This window comes from Massilia putida (genome assembly GCF_001941825.1).
Taxonomy (GTDB): Bacteria; Pseudomonadota; Gammaproteobacteria; order Burkholderiales; family Burkholderiaceae_D; genus Telluria; species Telluria putida.
Genome location: NZ_CP019038.1, coordinates 969,576 through 985,745, shown reverse-complemented (window position 1 = coordinate 985,745; position 16,170 = coordinate 969,576). Strand labels below are relative to the sequence as shown.

General features: G+C 69.3%; 15 protein-coding genes. 10 read left to right on the top strand and 5 right to left on the bottom strand.

Translation table 11 applies throughout. The features are described 5' to 3' along the window. Window positions 1-376: 376 nt before the first annotated feature. Entirely contained in the window at window positions 377-841 is a 465-nt protein-coding gene (locus BVG12_RS06685) for a YaiI/YqxD family protein (protein WP_075791747.1), read from the bottom strand. Window positions 842-845: 4 nt separating this feature from the next. Beyond that, window positions 846-1,544, bottom strand: coding sequence for a FadR/GntR family transcriptional regulator (locus BVG12_RS06680; RefSeq protein WP_075791746.1), 699 nt, complete (start codon window positions 1,542-1,544; stop codon window positions 846-848). Between the two features lie 231 nt (window positions 1,545-1,775). On the opposite strand from BVG12_RS06680, the gene BVG12_RS06675 reads away from it, so the two are divergent. From BVG12_RS06675 to BVG12_RS06655, 5 genes are all read left to right on the top strand, one after another. Next, window positions 1,776-3,089 carry a DUF3422 family protein gene (locus tag BVG12_RS06675; RefSeq protein ID WP_075791745.1) on the top strand — a complete coding sequence of 438 codons (1,314 nt, stop codon included), beginning with the start codon at window positions 1,776-1,778 and terminating at the stop codon, window positions 3,087-3,089. A gap of 2 nt (window positions 3,090-3,091) precedes the next feature. Beyond that, a complete protein-coding gene (locus tag BVG12_RS06670; RefSeq protein WP_083684684.1) occupies window positions 3,092-3,973 on the top strand; it encodes a CPBP family intramembrane glutamic endopeptidase in 882 nt (293 codons plus the stop codon). Window positions 3,974-4,065: 92 nt separating this feature from the next. Continuing rightward, window positions 4,066-6,807, top strand: a complete 2,742-nt coding sequence (locus tag BVG12_RS06665; protein ID WP_075791744.1) for a FecR family protein — start codon at window positions 4,066-4,068, stop codon at window positions 6,805-6,807. Between the two features lie 115 nt (window positions 6,808-6,922). Continuing rightward, window positions 6,923-7,663 (top strand): sulfite exporter TauE/SafE family protein, encoded by a 741-nt coding sequence (locus BVG12_RS06660; protein WP_075796235.1) that lies wholly within the window; start codon window positions 6,923-6,925, stop codon window positions 7,661-7,663. A 100-nt stretch (window positions 7,664-7,763) separates the two neighbouring features. Further along, window positions 7,764-7,943 (top strand): hypothetical protein, encoded by a 180-nt coding sequence (locus BVG12_RS06655; RefSeq protein WP_075791743.1) that lies wholly within the window; start codon window positions 7,764-7,766, stop codon window positions 7,941-7,943. Between the two features lie 21 nt (window positions 7,944-7,964). On the opposite strand, the gene BVG12_RS06650 is transcribed toward BVG12_RS06655, so the two are convergent. The 3 genes from BVG12_RS06650 to BVG12_RS06640 all read right to left on the bottom strand — a co-directional run bounded on the left by BVG12_RS06650 (window position 7,965) and on the right by BVG12_RS06640 (window position 9,412). After that, window positions 7,965-8,147, bottom strand: coding sequence for a hypothetical protein (locus BVG12_RS06650; protein ID WP_075791742.1), 183 nt, complete (start codon window positions 8,145-8,147; stop codon window positions 7,965-7,967). A 274-nt stretch (window positions 8,148-8,421) separates the two neighbouring features. Continuing rightward, window positions 8,422-8,820 (bottom strand): hypothetical protein, encoded by a 399-nt coding sequence (locus BVG12_RS06645; protein WP_075791741.1) that lies wholly within the window; start codon window positions 8,818-8,820, stop codon window positions 8,422-8,424. 130 nt (window positions 8,821-8,950) lie between these two features. Then, complete coding sequence (locus tag BVG12_RS06640) at window positions 8,951-9,412, bottom strand: SixA phosphatase family protein (RefSeq protein WP_075791740.1); 462 nt, start codon at window positions 9,410-9,412, stop codon at window positions 8,951-8,953. A 183-nt stretch (window positions 9,413-9,595) separates the two neighbouring features. On the opposite strand from BVG12_RS06640, the gene BVG12_RS06635 reads away from it, so the two are divergent. From BVG12_RS06635 to BVG12_RS06615, 5 genes are read left to right on the top strand one after another with little or no spacing between them, the layout of a single operon-like run. Then, entirely contained in the window at window positions 9,596-10,690 is a 1,095-nt protein-coding gene (locus tag BVG12_RS06635) for an LLM class flavin-dependent oxidoreductase (protein ID WP_075791739.1), read from the top strand. Between the two features lie 5 nt (window positions 10,691-10,695). Continuing rightward, complete coding sequence (locus BVG12_RS06630) at window positions 10,696-13,077, top strand: beta-glucosidase (RefSeq protein ID WP_075791738.1); 2,382 nt, start codon at window positions 10,696-10,698, stop codon at window positions 13,075-13,077. A 24-nt stretch (window positions 13,078-13,101) separates the two neighbouring features. After that, complete coding sequence (locus BVG12_RS06625; RefSeq protein ID WP_075791737.1) at window positions 13,102-13,728, top strand: NADPH-dependent FMN reductase; 627 nt, start codon at window positions 13,102-13,104, stop codon at window positions 13,726-13,728. Window positions 13,729-13,775: 47 nt separating this feature from the next. Beyond that, window positions 13,776-14,408: a gluconate 2-dehydrogenase subunit 3 family protein gene (locus BVG12_RS06620; RefSeq protein WP_075791736.1), complete on the top strand. Its 633-nt coding sequence runs from the start codon at window positions 13,776-13,778 to the stop codon at window positions 14,406-14,408. Window positions 14,409-14,427: 19 nt separating this feature from the next. Then, the gene (locus BVG12_RS06615; protein WP_075791735.1) at window positions 14,428-16,122 is read left to right on the top strand and encodes an FAD-dependent oxidoreductase; all 1,695 of its coding nucleotides are present in this window, start codon (window positions 14,428-14,430) and stop codon (window positions 16,120-16,122) included. Window positions 16,123-16,170: the final 48 nt, after the last annotated feature.

Below are 16,170 nucleotides of genomic sequence, written 5' to 3'. Positions count from 1 at the left end.
TGTGGCTGGGCAGCAGCGCGCTGCCGGGGAACCCTAAATATATCCGTACGGCAATTAATTTCCAAGAAGAAATGCATCGAAATGTAACAGTGTTGGGGTAAACGTCGTAGCGTGAGCGGAAAAGCCGTGCTGAGACGTACCGCGAACCTGCGCGCGACGCCGCCCAGGTATGCCCGCCGGTGAAAATCCGCGCACTTTTCGCCTGGCCCATTCTGCGGGCAACGGCTTACAACCGGTCGCGCCGGGTTTGAGCGACGGTTTCCGGACCATCGTTCCCGCGAAGGCTGGAACCCGATCTCGGCAGGCCCTGCGACAGCGCGCGCAACTTGACCTGGCTCGCCGCCTGCGCGGGGAGGGCGAACAAATTGACGAGACCCTAACGAAGCCCAGGCCGATTCCTTGCGCGCGCCAGTTCGCGATCCAGCGCATTCGCGAACCGCTGCCGGTCGGCCTGGCTGAACGCCGCCGGCCCGCCCGTATCGACGCCGCTGCCGCGCAATTCTTCCATGAACGCGCGCATCGTGAGCTGCTGCGCGATGGTGTCCTTCGTGTACCACTCGCCGCGCGGATTGAGCGGCAATCCGCCTTTGTCCAGCACGAGGGCGGCGAGGGGAATGTCGCCGGTCACGACGATGTCGCCGGCCTGCACGCGCGCGACGATTTCGGCGTCGGCCGCGTCCGCGCCGGCCGGCACTTGCAGCGCGCGGATGAAGCGCGAGCCGGGCACGCGGATCAACTGGTTGGCGACCAACGTGACGTTGATCTGCAGGCGGTCGGCCACGCGGAACAGGATGTCCTTGATGACGCCCGGGCAGGCGTCGGCGTCGACCCAGATGTCCATGACGTTACCCGCGCGAGAACGTGCGCGTGACACGGTCCAGGTGCGCGCGCATCGCCTGGCGCGCGCCGGCCACGTCGTGCGAGGCGATGGCGGCCAGGATGGCGCGGTGGTCGAGGAGCGTCAGCTGGCGCAGTTCCTCGGTCTGGAAGTGCTCCGTCAGCTTGTGCCACAGGCTGCCGCGCTGGTTCCACAGGTATTCGATGACGCCTTCGAGGGCGCTGTTGCCGGCCGCGCGCGCGATCGCGAGGTGGAAGTTGCGGTCGGCCGATTCGTTCTCGCCCAGGTTGTCCTGGTTCTGCTCCATCTGTTCGACCGCGACGAGGATCGCGTCCACGGCCGCCGGCGTCGCGTTCTTCGCGGCCAGCGCCGCGACTTCGACCTCGATCAGCCGGCGCGCCGCCAGTACTTCGAACGGGCCGGGGCCCGCCGCCGGCCGCGCCGATCTGGGCGCCGCCTGTTCGCTGACGTAGACGCCGGACCCGCCGCGCACTTCGACGACGCCGCCCAGTTCGAGCGCGATCAGCGCTTCGCGCAGCGACGTGCGCGACACGCCCAGCTTCGTCGCGAGGTCGCGCTCCGCCGGCAGGCGTTCGCCCGGCTTGATGTTTTCTTCCCGGATCAGCGCTTCGATCCGGCTCGACACCACGCGATACAGTCGCGGTTCGGTCGCAATCGCATCGGGTGGCGCGGGCATTTTTCTCATTGTGTGCAGTCCAGGAAAATGTGGAGGCGATTGCCAAGGTCGCATCTTAGTTTGGTCCCGATATTGTTGCAAGTGGTCGGACCAAATTGGTCATTTGGGCTGATCGCGTCGTGGCAAAACAGCCCAGGTCGGCCCCCGATGCCCACGCCCGCGTGCATACGCATGTACAATGGAAATATTGCCATGCCGACTATGGGCGCGGCACCACCCCGACAGCCGATGAACCGAACCATGACGACCGCCTATCCGAGCCTGAGCCATGCCCAGCGCATCCCGCTCGCCGCCGAAATCCATTCGCGTCCCTTCCTCCGGCTGGAAGCGCCCGAAGCCATCACCCATCTGGCCGTGTACCGCGCCAGCGAGTCCGGCTCGCGCAGCGCGCACGGTCCGAACCAGCACGCGCTGCTGGCCGCGCTGTGCGGGCATTTCGGCGTGGCCGCGCCCAACGTGACGGCCAATCACTTCTACCACGACTTCGGCCGCTTCCGCCTCAAATGGGAGTGCCACACGGAGTTCGCGACCTACACGTTCACGGAAAAGATCGCGCCCGGCCAGTCGCTGGCGGACGCTTTTGCGCGCATGCCGCTCGCGCACCTGCCGCAGGCGTGGATCCTGAGCCTGCACGGCCGCCTGATGTCCGCCGCCCACGTGCTGCTGGAGCGTGGCGCCGCCGACCCGGCCGTGCTGCAGGAAAGCTTCACAGGCAACAACCTGGTCGGCTCGCGCGTCATGCAGGGCGGGGAGGTGTGGACGGATTTCGCGATCCAGTCGGACGGCTTCTCGCGCTTCGTGCTGCGCGACGTCGAGATGCGCGCGCAGCAGGCGGGGCGCCTGGCGCAGCGGGTGCTGGAGATCGACACGTACCGCATGATGGCGCTCCTCGGCCTGCCGGCCGCGCGCACGGTGTCCGCCGCGCTGGACGACATCGAGGCCGAACTGGCGACGCTGGCCGAACGCATGGTCGACGGCGAAGCGGTGGCCGGCGACCAGGACCTGCTGGAGCAGATCACGCGCCTGGCCGCGCGCCTGGAAAAGCTCTCGCTCGACAACGGCTACCGCTTTTCCGCGTCGAAAGCGTATTACCGCCTCGTGAAGGCGCGCATCGAGGAATTGCGCGAGGCGCGCATCGAAGGCGTGCCGACCGTCGAGGAATTCATGGACCGCCGCCTCACGCCCGCGATGAACACGTGCGACGCGACGGCCGCGCGCCAGGAAGCGCTGGCGCGCCGCATCGCCAACGTCAACGACCTGCTGCGCACGCGCGTTTCCATCGTCCAGGAAAACCAGAACCGGCAAATCCTGCAATCGATGGACCGCCGCGCGGCCCAGCAGCTGCGGCTGCAGCAGGCCGTGGAGGGCCTGTCCGTCGCGGCGATCTCGTACTACGTCGTGGGCCTGCTCGGGTATGCCGGCAAGGGCTTGAAAAGCATCGGCCTGCCGGTCAATCCGGACATGCTCACGGGCGCGCTGGTGCCCGTGGTGGCGGGCGTCGTGTGGCTCGGCCTGCGCCGCATGCACAAGCAGATGCACAAGCGCGGACACTGAACGTGCTGCTCGACCCGCACGTTGCGCCGGCGTTCGGCGCGCTGGCGCTGGCCGTCCTGCTGCTGTGGTGCCCCGCGCCGGCCGTGCGCGGCAACCGCGACTGGGCATGGGTGGCGGGGCTGCTCGTCGCTTGCGCTGTCGGCAAGGCGTCCGATGTGCTCGACGGGCGCGGCCTCGCCGCCATCTTCTTCTACCTCGCGCTGGCGTTCGGCGCCGGGACGAGCGAACGGGCGTGGCTGCGCATCCCGCTGCTCGTGCTGACGGGCGTGTTTGCCTTGCTGCTGGCGCTGCACCGTCTGCCCGGCTTTTACAACCCGGTGCTGGCGGACCACGTGCAGGTGTCGGCCGGCGCGATCCCGTTCACGCTGTACGCGAACTTCGACAAGGCCGTCGCCGGCATCGTGCTGATGGGCGTGTTCTGCGCGCCGATCCGCATGCGCGCCGACTGGCTGCCCATGCTGCGCCGCGCGCTGCCGGTGCTGCTGGCGACGCTCGTCGTCGTGCTCGGCGCGGGGATGGCGCTCGGCGTCGTGCGGCCGGATGTCAAATGGACGGCGCTGACGCCCTGGTTCCTCGCCAACAACCTCTTGATCACGTGCGTGACGGAGGAGGCGTTCTTCCGCGGCTTCCTGCTCGGCGGGATGGCGCACGGCATGGCACGGTGGCGCTACGGCACGGCCGTCGCCGTCGTCGTGTCGACCGTGCTGTTCGGCCTCGTGCACTGGCCCGGCGGACCCCTGCTCGTGGTGTTCGCCACCTTGGCGGGCCTCGGGAATGCCGCGGCGTACCTGCGGTCGGGACGCATCGAGGGCGCGATCCTCACCCACTTCGCACTGAACGCGGCCCACTTCATCGCGTTCACCTATCCGGCCCTGACGCACTGACATGAAACTTCTGTAACACGGTGTGACACCGTACCGTGCGCGCGAGGCGCCGGGACTATGATCGGTCATCATCTTCTGGTTCATAGACGATCATGACCGCACGCACCTTCTCATGGCCGGTGGGCCTCGGCCTCGCGCTGGCCGTCGCCAGTTTCCCCGCGCTCGCGCAGGACCCGCCCGCGCGCGTTGGCCGCATCGCCTATCTGGCGGGCCCCGTCAGCTTTTCGCCCGCCGGCGCCGCCGACTGGGCGCAGGCGCCGCTCAACCGTCCGCTCGTCGCCGGCGACCGCCTCTGGACCGACGCCGGCGCGCGCGACGAGGCCCAGTTCGGGTCCGCCATCGCGCGCATGGATGCGGGCACCTTGCTGACGGTGCTCGGCGCCGACGACCGCACCACCCAGCTGCAGGTGTCGCAGGGACGCATCGACCTCCACGTGCGCGGCCTCGCGGACGGCGAAACGGTGGAGGTGGACACGCCCAATCTCGCCTTCGTCGCGCGCCAGCCGGGCGATTACCGCATCAATGTGGCGCCGGACGGCGGCACGACGGATGTCACGGTGCTGCGCGGCGCCGGCGACGTGTATGGCGACGGCACGTCGCTCGCGCTCGCGCCGGGGCAGGGCTACCGCTTCGGTGGCCAGGACCTGAACAATTACGTGCTGTTGCAGCCGATGCCGCCGGACGACTTCGACCGCTGGGCGCTGGGACGCGACCGGCGCTACGAGCGCGCCGTCGCGCGCCGCTACGTGCCGCAGGGCGTCGTCGGCGCGGAGGACCTCGACGATTACGGCAGCTGGCGCAGCATGCCCGACTACGGCACCGTGTGGGTGCCCGACCGCGCACCGCGCGACTGGGCGCCGTACCACGACGGACACTGGGCGTGGGTCGATCCGTGGGGCTGGACCTGGATCGACGACCAGCCGTACGGCTACGCCGTGTCGCACTACGGACGCTGGGTGCGCACGCCGGACACCTGGGCCTGGGTGCCGGCGCCGGTGGAGGCCCGGCCCGTCTACGCGCCCGCGCTGGTGGCGTTCGTCGGCGCGGTGCTGACGTTCGGCGGGCGGTCGGACCCGGGCGTGGGATGGTTCCCGCTCGCGCCGCACGAGCCTTACCGGCCGCCGTACCAGGCGAGCCCGACGTACATCACGAAGGTCAACGTGACCAACACGGTGATCAACCAGACGAACATCGTCAACAACATCAACAACATCAACAACATCACCAATATCCGCTACGTGAACCGCAACGTGCCGGGCGCGATGGTGGCGATGCCCGCGCAGCAGTTCGCGCAAGCCGCGCCGACGCGCCGCGCCGCGATGTTGCTGCCGCCGGGCGTGGCGCGCGCGGTGCCCGTGCTGGCCGCACCGCAGGCCCGGCCGCTGCCGGAAAGCCGTGTCGGCACGGCGCCCGCCGGCCGGCTGCCGCCGGCGCCCGTCGTGCAGCGCGTGGCCGTGACGCGCGCGCTGCCACCCGCCGCGTTCGCGCTGGCGGGTGCCGCCGCGGGCGCGCATGCCTTACACGGCACGCCCGCGCCGGCGGGCCCCGGTGCGCAACTCGCCGCCCATGGTCCGGTGCCGCCGCTGCGCGTGCTGCGGCCGGCCATCGGCAAACCCGTGACGCCGCAACCGGCGCGCGGACCGATGCCGGGCGCCGATCCCGCCGGGCGCCAGGTCGTGCAAGTTGGCCGGCCCGTCATGCCGCCGCTTGCACCGCCGGGGCGTGCCGTGCACGGTGCGATGCCGCTCCCCGGGCAGCGCGACCTGCGGGCCGGTCCTCCGGCTGTGGCGCCGCAGGCAGTCGCCGGGCCCGCGATGGCGCCGGGCGCGCGCGGACCGCATTCCGCGCCGCAGATGTCCGCGCCGCTCGTGTCGCAACCGGGCGCACCGGCCGTGCCGATGGCGATGCAGCCGGGCGGGCGTCCTCAGGCGGCCCGTCAGCTGGAGAGCCTCGCGCAGCATGGGTCGCCGCCCGTCGTCGCGGCGCCGCATGGCGTGAGCGGGCCGGCATTCCAGCCCCAGCAAGGTCCGCGTTTCGCCGCGCAAGGCGGGATGGCGCACACGCAGGCGCAGGCATCGGGCGCGCCGCCGCGGCCGGGCGACAATCCCAGCGCCGCACCGCAGCTGGCGCATGACGCCGCCGTACGCGCACAGGCACCGCAATGGAACGCCGCCGCGGCGCCGCACGCTCCCGCGCCGCTTCCGCAACCGCACCCGGCTGCGCCGGCGCCACATCCGCAGCCGGGCGTGCACGCCGCGCCGCAGCCGGGGCCGCATCCGCAGATGGCGATGCACGAGGCAACGCGTCCGCAGCCAGCGATGAATGCCGCGCCGCCGCCGGTACCGCATCCGCAACCGGCGCCGCGCGAGGCACTCCATCCGCAGCCGGCGATGCATGCCGCGCCGCCGCCTGCGCCGCGTCCGCAGATGGCGATGCACGAGGCAACGCGTCCGCAGCCAGCGATGAATGCGCCGCCGCCGGCACCGCATCCGCAACCGGTGCCGCACGAGGCACCGCATCCGCAGCCGGCGCCGCACGAGGCACCCCATCCGCAGCCGGTGATGCATGCCGCGCCGCCTGCGCCGCATCCGCAGATGGCGCCGCACGAGGCGCCGCATCCGCAGCCGGTGATGCACGCCGCGCCCCCGCCCGCGCCGCATCCACAACCGGCGCCGCACGAGGCACCGCCTCCGCCCGCGCCGCATCCGCCACCGCCTCCGGCACCGCACGAGCCGCCGCATCCGCAGCCGCATGCGGCCCCGCCGGCACCGGCGCACGGCGCGGACAAGGGGGGCGATAAAGGCCACAATCACGGCGAGCCGGGCGGCCACTGAACCCGGCCCCCGGCGCGGCGGTGTAAGATGAGCATCCCCTTGCTCACCGCCGCGCCATGCCGACACCCCACCGCCCAGTCTTCGCCATCGTTCGTCAATACGGAGCAGCGCCATGATGCTGCTGCTCGTCTTCCTGGCCGGGCTATGGGCCGGCGTGCAGAACGCGCTGGCGGGCGGGGGGTCGTTCGTCACCTTGCCCGCGTTGATATTGTCCGGCATGACGCCGCTCGCCGCGAACATCACGTCGACCGTCGCGTTGTTCCCCGCGCAGGTCACGTCCGGGTTCGCCGGGCGCAAGCTGGTCAGCGGCGCAGGCGAGCTGCCGTTCTGGGCGTTGTTCGTGCTGAGCATCGCCGGCGGCGCGGCGGGCGGGCTGCTGTTGCTGCACACGTCGCCGGCCGTGTTCGCGCGGCTCGTGCCGTGGCTCGTGCTGTTCGCGACGGCCGTGTTCACGTGGGGGAGTTTCTTCCGCAAGCCCGGCGCGGCCGGTGCCGTGCACCTGGGGCCTGTCGCGACGGGCGCCGCGCAATTCCTGATCGCCGTCTATGGCGGCTATTTCGGCGGTGGCATCGGTATCCTGATGCTGGCCGCGCTGACGATGGCCGGTCTCGCCGCGCGCAACGCGGGCGCGACGAAAAACGTGCTGGCCGGCGTGATGAACGCGTCGGCCGTCGTGCTGTTCCTGACGTCGCCGCAGCTGCACTGGTTGCAATGCGCCGTGCTGGCGGCCGGGGCCATTATCGGGGGGCTGCTGGGCGCGTGGGCGCTGCACCGCGTCAACGAGAAGGCGCTGCGTGTGGCGATCGTCGGCATCGGTATCGCGTTGACGGTCGGGCTGTTCCTAAAGCCGATCTGATACACGTGCCGGCCGTGCGCTGGACACCGTCCCCGGCTTGGTCTACAGTGGAATCATGCGGTATCGCCATGAATGATGCCGCCGGGAAGGTAGGTGCCCCATGCTGGATTTCCTCTACGGCCTCGAACCGGATCTGTCCTTGCACGCCGTCGTGCTCGCGGGCGGCTGCGCGACGTTTTTCCTGATCCTGCTGTGGCGCCGCTGCCCCAACTGCAGCTGGCAGGAGTGGTCCAGCGAGCTGCTGGGCCGCGACGAGAAGGACGACGCGCCGGAAGAGTGAGCGCGGCGCGCCGGACTTCCCTCAGTCCGTGCCGTCCGCGTGGTAGTGGTCGGCTTGCACCTTCCCGTTGACCCCGTGCGTGCGCACGTCCGGGGTGATCGGCAGCATGCTCGCGCTCCAGGCTTCCCATTCCCTTTCCAGACGGCTGAACGCGTCCGGATGACGGTGTGCCGGGTTGGCGCGCCCGCGCTGGTCCGTCGCCACATCGAACAGATTCGTTGCCGTTGATGCGTGGCGAAATCCGTATTGTCGTCGACGTAGACGCGCGGTCGGCGTACCCCACGCCGCCCGCGAGGATGAGGACGATGTCCGGCTGACTCTTCCTGTCTGCCGCGGGCAGGTTTGCGGTGCGACCGCGAGGGCGGGAGGCCTCTGTCGGCGCGGCGTGTCCAATCGGGTTCGCTCATGGTGGTGCCGTGCTTGGAAATCGACACGGGCCGGCGCGCGGCGGCGCCCAGCGCCGGACGGAGTTGCCGTCTCAATCGAGCTCGCCGACCGCGGCATTGCCCAGGCCATTGCCGGCGGCGTGCACGCCCGGCAGCTGCGCCAGCTGCAGCAGCACGTGGCCGCGCGCACCGCCCGTCTTGTCCGGCGCCGGCAGCACGGGCGGGAAGCCTTCCTGCGTCCACCGGTGCACCTCATTGCCGTTCATGTCGATCAGGTGCGTCTTCTTGTCCTGGCCCGAGAACAGCACGTAACCGTTCCACGCGTTGCGCGGTTCGTAGCGGGTGACGCCCGTCGGGAACACGCTGGGCGCCGCGAAGGCGGCCGCCACCGGCAACATGCACAGGGCCAGCAGGACGCAGGTTTGCAGGCGGCGTGCCTGTTGCTGTCGATGGGAGAGGCGGGCCTGGCGGCGTCCTGTGCTGGCGGTCATGATGTCCCTTTCGTAATGGATGAGTGAGGGCATCTTACGAAGGGACACGCGAATGCAGAACGATTAAGTCGCGATATTCATATCCCGGCGAGGGTTCTATGGATATGCGTTTTTTGTCGCGGGCGCATCGTCAACGCGGCTTCAGCATGGCCGGCACCATCGCGGCTTTCAGGATGACGCCCGGCTCGTCGTCGCGCGTGCCGGTGCCCAGCCACACCACGCCGGCTTTGCACAGCGACATCGGAAACGGCTTGCCGGCCAGCAGCCGTGTGGCCAGCTCGCTGATGGCCGGGTTGTGGCCGACGAGCATGACGACGCCGTCGCCCCTGGGCCAGCCCGTGGCTTTCAGCAGATCGTCCCAGGAGGCGCCTGGCGCGATATCGTTGCGGATGTCGTAGGGCAGCCCGAGGGCATCCGCCGTCTGCCGCGTGCGGTTGGCCGGACTGCACACGATGCGCACCTGACCGGGGAGGAAGCCATGCAGCCATTGCGCTATGCTCCGCGCCTGGTTGCGGCCCTTGTCGGTCAGGTTGCGTGTCAGGTCCGGCTCGGTGTCTTCGGCTTCGGCGTGACGCCACAGAATCAGGTCCATGTCCGTTTCCTCGTCAGTTGAGCGATGAGCGCCGTGTGCGCAGCCCGATCTTAGCCGCTTGCGCCATCGAATAAAAGAGATTGACGAAGCCGATTTCCCCATCTACCATAATCATAATTACGATTATTGTTTCACGCCGGTAGCCAATCCGGCGATTCCTCGACCCACCCAGAAGGGATTTGTATGCGCTTTTCCGTCTTCCTCAACGCCCGCACCATGACGCCGGACGCCGACCGCCAGCTCATCGTCGACCTGGAGCAGCACGCCTTGTTGGCGGGCAAGCTCGGCTTCGATGCCATTTTCCTGCCGGACCACCATTTCAACGGCTACATGCCCGTCGCCAGCGACAGCTTCATGTTCGCGTCGTACCTCGCGGCCAAGCTGCCGGACATGCATTTCGGCTTTTCCGTCACGACCGTGCCGCTGCATCATCCGGTGCGTTTCGTCGAGCGCATCAATATCCTCGACCATCTCACGAAGGGCAAGCTGCTGGTGGGCGTGGGGTCGGGCACGACGCCGGAAGAGATGATCGGCTTCGGCGTGAACTACAAGGACGCGGGCCGCATCGCGGACGAGAACCTGACGGCCGCGGAAGCCCTGTGGAACAAGCGGATGGAAGACGAGGCGATCGAACTGGACGGCTTCCACAAGGGCCGCGTGCTGCAGCGCATCGCCCCGAGCCCGTATGGCGTCAAGCATGCGCGCCTGATGCCGGTGGCGATGAAGGATGCGAGCATCGCGCGCGCCGCCGTCAATGGCTGGCCGGCCTTCATCCCCGCGTTCACGCCGCCGCAGATCGGCGGCCTGGAACCGCTGTCGCACGTGAAAAAATACTTCGCCAAATACCACGAGCAGCTGCTGGCCGCGGGGCATCCGGCCGAGACGGTGGCCGACGCGCTGTCGTGGACGACGCACAGCTACCAGTGCGTGCACCTGGCGCCGACCGACGAGCAGGCGCGCGCGGAAGTGCTGGAGATCCTGGCGTCGTACCAGGAAGCCATCGACCGTGAAGCCGCGTTCAACGCCAAGGCGGAAAGCGACGAGGCGAACAAGAAGACCGACCGCACCGGCAGCGCGCTGACCGAAGAATGGATGGCCACGTGGTGCCTGTACGGCAGCCCGGCGACCGTGATCGACAAGCTGCGCGCGTATCAGGCCGTCGGCATCGGCAATATCCTGTGCGGCACCGTGACCGGTCCCCTGACGGCGAAGCGCCTCGCCTATGCGGACCAGACCCTGCGCCTGCTGGCCGAACACGTGTTCCCGGCGTTCCAATGAAAGCCATGACCGAACTGACCGTGGACGAGATGGCGACGCTGACGGCGGGCGCGTCGATGTGGGCCACGGCCGCCATCCCGCACGCCGGCATTCCATCGCTCGCGATGGCCGACGGCCCGATGGGCGTGGCCGGCCCGCGCGTGGACGAACGCGACGTCTCGCTGCTGACGCCCGCGCCCGTCGCGCTGGGCGCCAGCTGGGACAAGGAACTCGTACGGAAGATAGGGCGCCTCGTCGGCGGGGAAGCGATCCGGCGCAAGGTCGACCTGATGCTGGCGCCGAACCTGAACCTGGCGCGCAGCCCGCTGGCGGGGCGTGCGTTCGAATATTTTTCCGAAGACCCGCTGCTGTGCGGCGTGCTGGGCGCAGCGTGGATCCAGGGCTGCCAGTCCGTCGGCACCGGCGCCGTCGCGAAGCACCTCGTCTGCAACGACAGCGAGACGGCGCGCGACAGCATGAACGCCGTCGTCGACGCGCGCACCTTGCGCGAAGTGTATCTGCAGCCGTTCGAGATGGCCGCCAAGGCCGGATGCGCGGGCATGCTCACGGCGTACAACAAGGTGAACGGCGCGTGGTGCGCGGAAGCGGGACAGATCGTGCGCGACGTCGCCAAGGCCGAGTGGAAGTTCGACGGCGTGTTCATGAGCGACTGGTTCGGCACGCATTCCACGCGCGGTTCCTTGAACGGTGGTCTCGACCTGGAAATGCCGAGCCCCGCGCGCTTCCTCGGCGCGAAGAGCGCAGCCGCTGTCGCCGAGGGCCAGGTTGACGCGGCACGCCTGCGCGACGCGGCCGAACGCGTCGCCGCCACGGCGCGCCGGTTCGGCGCCGGGAAAGGCCAGCCGCTGCCGGCGCTGGAGGCCGGCGCGCTGCTCGTCGAGGCGGCCGCCGCCGGTTTCACGCTCGTGCGCAACGAGGACGCGATCCTGCCGCTGGACCCGGCGCGATTCCCTCGGATCGCCGTCATCGGTCCGAACGCGAGCGCGCCGTGCTTCCAGGGCGGCACATTCGCCAAGATCGCGGTGCGCCCCGACGCGCTGCTGCCCATCGACGCGCTGCGCGCACGCCTCGGCGACGCCATCGTGGACTACGAGCCGGGCGTCGATCCGCAACCGAGGCTGCCGCGCATGCCCGCCCGTCCCGCGCGCGACCTCGATGACGGCTGCACGCGCGGCATGACGCTCGATTATTTCGACAACGCGGACTGCGAAGGCAGCCCGCTGCTGAGCGAGACCCGCGACACGAATTCGCTCACGTGGTTCCACGGCGTGCACGCGGCCGGCGCGCTGCAGCGGGCCGCGGCGACGCGCGCCAGCGGCGTCGTCACGGCGACGGCAGACGGCCCGCACCGCTTCTATGTGGGCGGCACGGGCGCGCTGCGCCTCGTCGTCGGCGACATGGAAGTCTTCCGCCGCGACGAGCAATTGGCGCCCGGCGACGTCATGGGCCGATTGAAAAGCGGCGACGCCGACTGCGTGACCGTCGACCTCCGCGCCGGGCAGGAAGTCGACGTCGTCGTGGAGTTGCGTTACACGGCTGCCCGCTGCCAGGGCCTCTGGTACGGCGTGCGCGGTCCGGACAGCAATGAGGCGATGATGGCCCGCGCCGTCGCGGCCGCCCGCGCGGCGGATGCCGTCGTGCTGGTGGTGGGCGAGACGTCGGACGCCAGCGTCGAAAGCCGCGACCGCATCGATACGCGCCTGCCGGTCGAGCAGCTCGCGCTGATCGACCGGGTGTGCGCGGCCAACGCGAACACGGTGATCGTCACCAACGTCGGCCACGCGTTCGACACGCGCTGGGAGACGCAGGCGAAGGCCGTGCTGCACTGCTGGTATCCGGGCGAGGAATTCGGCCGCGCGCTGGCGCACGTCCTGGCGGGCGACCGCGAACCGGGTGGACGCATGCCCGTGACGATCGCTTGCACGGACACCGACTATCCCGCGCTGTCGCTGCAGCCCGATGTGAACGGCGACCTGCGCTACGACGAAGGTACGCGGATCGGCTATCGCGGCCTGGCGGCGCGCGGCGTCGCACCGCGGCAGGCCTTCGGCGCGGGCTTCGGCTACACGACGTTTGCACTTAGCGGCGCCGCGGTCGAGCCGGATGGCGCCGATGGCTGGACGGTCACCGTCACCGTGCGCAACACGGGCACGCGCACCGGCGCCGAAGTGGCGCAGGTCTACCGCACGGTGCCCGAACTGACGCTCGTCGGCTTCGACAAGGTCACGCTCGCGCCGGGCGAGGCACGCACGTTACGCGTCGCCATCGACCGCCGCCGGCTGCAGGTGTGGGAGGGCGGCTGGACCGATCTTCCGGGCACCGTCGACCTGCTCGTGGGCCGCTCCAGCGCCGACCTGCCGCTCGCCGTACAAGTGAATGTGAACTGATTGCTGCACCCAACAGGAGATACCATGAACGCCATCGACACCAATTTCGCCGACCGGGAACGTCCCTTCATCGTCGGCATCGGCGGCACGACCCGTCCCGGCTCCAGCACGGAAAGCGCGCTGCGCACGGCGCTGCACTTCGCCGAAGAGCTGGGCGCGCGCACGCAGCTGTTCGGCGGCGAAGCCCTCAGTACGCTCGAGGTGTATTCGCCCGAGCAGCGCGAGCGCAGCCCCGCGCAGCGCGCCATCGTCGACGCCGTGCGCAGGGCCGACGCCGTCATCTTCGCGTCGCCCGGCTACCACGGCGGCGTCTCAGGCCTGGTGAAAAACGCCATCGACCTGCTGGAAGACCTGCGCGCGGACGAGCGCGTGTACCTGGACGGCATGCCGGTCGGCTGCATCGTCACGGCCGCCGGCTGGCAGGGCTGCAACACGACCCTCGGCGCGCTGCGCTCGATCGTGCACGCGCTGCGCGGCTGGCCCACGCCGCTGGGCGTGACCCTGAACACGGCCGGCGTGAAGCTGTTCGACGCGCAGGGACAGTGCCTGGACGCGCAGGTCACGGCCAGTCTGAAGCTGCTGGCGGAGCAGGTCGTCAACCCGGCCGGCGTGCTTGCACGAGGTAATAAAAAATCAGAATTATTGTTATGAAACCTGTGCTATCCTAAAAAAAACGATCCACTCGGAGACAGACAAAGATGAAGATCGATATCGTACGCGAGGCGCGCCCGGCGAGCCCGTCCCGCCGCACCATGCTGGGCGCATTGCTGGTAGGTGCCGCCACGGCTGGCGCCTGGACCAGCGCCTCGGCCGCCGCCGCGCTGCAGCATGCCGGCGCGGCCGCGACGCCGCGCAACCCCGGGTTCACGCAGCCCGAACTCAAGATACTGACGGTGGCCGCCGACGCCATCGTGCCCGTCACCGACACGCCGGGCGCCATCGCGGCCGGCGTCCCGCACTTCATCGACGCGCTGGCGAAACACTGGATGCTGCCTGCCGAACTGGCGCAGTTCCGCACCGGCCTGGCAAGCCTCGACGCGAGCGCGCGCCAGCGCTACAAGAAGGGCTTCGCGGCGTGCACACAAGCCCAGGCCACGGAGATCCTGCAGGCGCTGCGCGCATCGAGCCCGTACGAGGGCCATACGTTCGAGCTGGCCGCCCGCATCGAGGACCCGCAATCGCCGTTCTACCTGCGCCTGCGCGACCTGGTCGTCTACGGCTATTTCACCTCGGAGATCGGCAGCACGAAGGAGTTGCGCTACGTGGCCGTGCCGGGGCGTTTCGACGGCGACGTCGACATCAAGACGTGGCCGTACCAGAACGTCATCTGACCGCGCGCGAAAGGACATCATGAATCAAACGACCGAATTCGACGCCATCGTCATCGGCTCCGGGATCACCGGCGGCTGGGCCGCCAAGGAACTCACGGAGAAGGGCCTGAAGGTGCTCGTGCTTGAACGCGGCAAGCCGCTCGAACACCAGAAGGGCTATATCCACGAATTCACCGCGCCGTGGCAGGCGCCGATGCAAGGCCTGCCGGACCGCCAGCTCGACGCGCGCGACTACGAAATCCAGAGCAAGATCGAGCGCGGCGCGTTCAGCTGGGCGAACCGCCACTACTGGATCAACGACCGCAAGAACCCGTACGAGCAGGTGAAACCGTTCCGCTGGCACCGCACCGACGTGCTGGGCGGCCGCTCGCTGACGTGGGGCCGCCAGTCCTACCGCTGGGGGCCCGACGACTTCCTGCAGAACAAGCGCGACGGCCACGGCAACGACTGGCCGATCCGCTACACCGACCTGGAACCGTGGTACACGCACGTGGAAAAATTCATCGGCGTGAGCGGCGCGCCGGAAGGGCTGGAGAATTTCCCGGACGGGCACTACCTGCCGCCGTTCGAAATGACGGCGCTGGAAAAACACCTCAAGCGCACCGTCGAGGCGAAGTGGACGGACCGCCGCGTGACGATCGGCCGCGTGGCTAACTTGACGGAAGCCCATGAAGGCCGTGGCCCGTGCCAGCGCCGCGCCATCTGCAACCGCGGCTGCTCGTTCGGCGCGTATTTCAGCTCGCTCAGTTCCACCTTGCCGGCCGCGCAGAAAACGGGCCTGCTGACGATCCGCACGGACAGCGTCGTGGAAGCGATCGACGTCGATCCTGCCACAAAAAAGGCGACCGGCGTGCGGGTCATCGACGCCAAGTCGGGCGAGCGCTTGCGCTTTGGCGCGAAGGTGATCTTCCTGAATGCGTCGACGTACGGTACCTTGCAGGTGCTGCTGCAGTCGAGGAGCGCGGCGCATCCGAACGGCATCGGCAACCACAGCGACGTGCTGGGGCGCTACCTCGTCGATCACGCGGGCGTCGGCGTGTTCGCCGAGATCCCCGGTTTCGAGGACCGCAATTACGAGGGCCGGCGGCCGACCGGCATCCTCGTGCCGCGCTTCCGCAATATCGGCGGCCAGGATGCGGACGCCGATTTCACGCGCGGCTACGGCTTCCAGGGCGGCGCGATGCGCGACGACTGGACGAACACGGCGGCCCAGACCGACGGCTTCGGCGCGGACATGAAGCACCAGATCGCGCGACCAGGCAAGTGGATCGCGTTCCTCGGCGCCTTCTGCGAACAGCTGCCGCAGAAGGACAACCGCGTCGTCCTGAACGAGAACAAGCGGGGCGGCTTCGGCCTGCCGCAGCTTAGTTTCGACGTCGCGTACGGCGAGAACGAGCGCCGCATGAAGCTCGATGCGGCGAAACAGGCGGAGCAGATGCTCGTCGCGGCGGGCGCCAAGCACGTCGTGACGATTCCCGTGCGGGCGATACCCGGCGTGTCGATCCACGAGATGGGCGGCGCGCGCATGGGCCACGACCCGGCGGAATCGGTGCTGAACGCGCACAACCAGGTGCACGGCGTACCGAACCTGTTCGTCACGGACGGTGCCGCGATGGCGTCGTCCGGCACCGTGAATCCGTCGCTGACGTACATGGCGCTGACGGCGCGCGCGGCCGATTACGCCGTGGCGCAACTGAAGGCGGGCGCGCTGTGATTTCGGCTAGAATCCGCCTTTACTCTAACACGACGAATTGACGATACC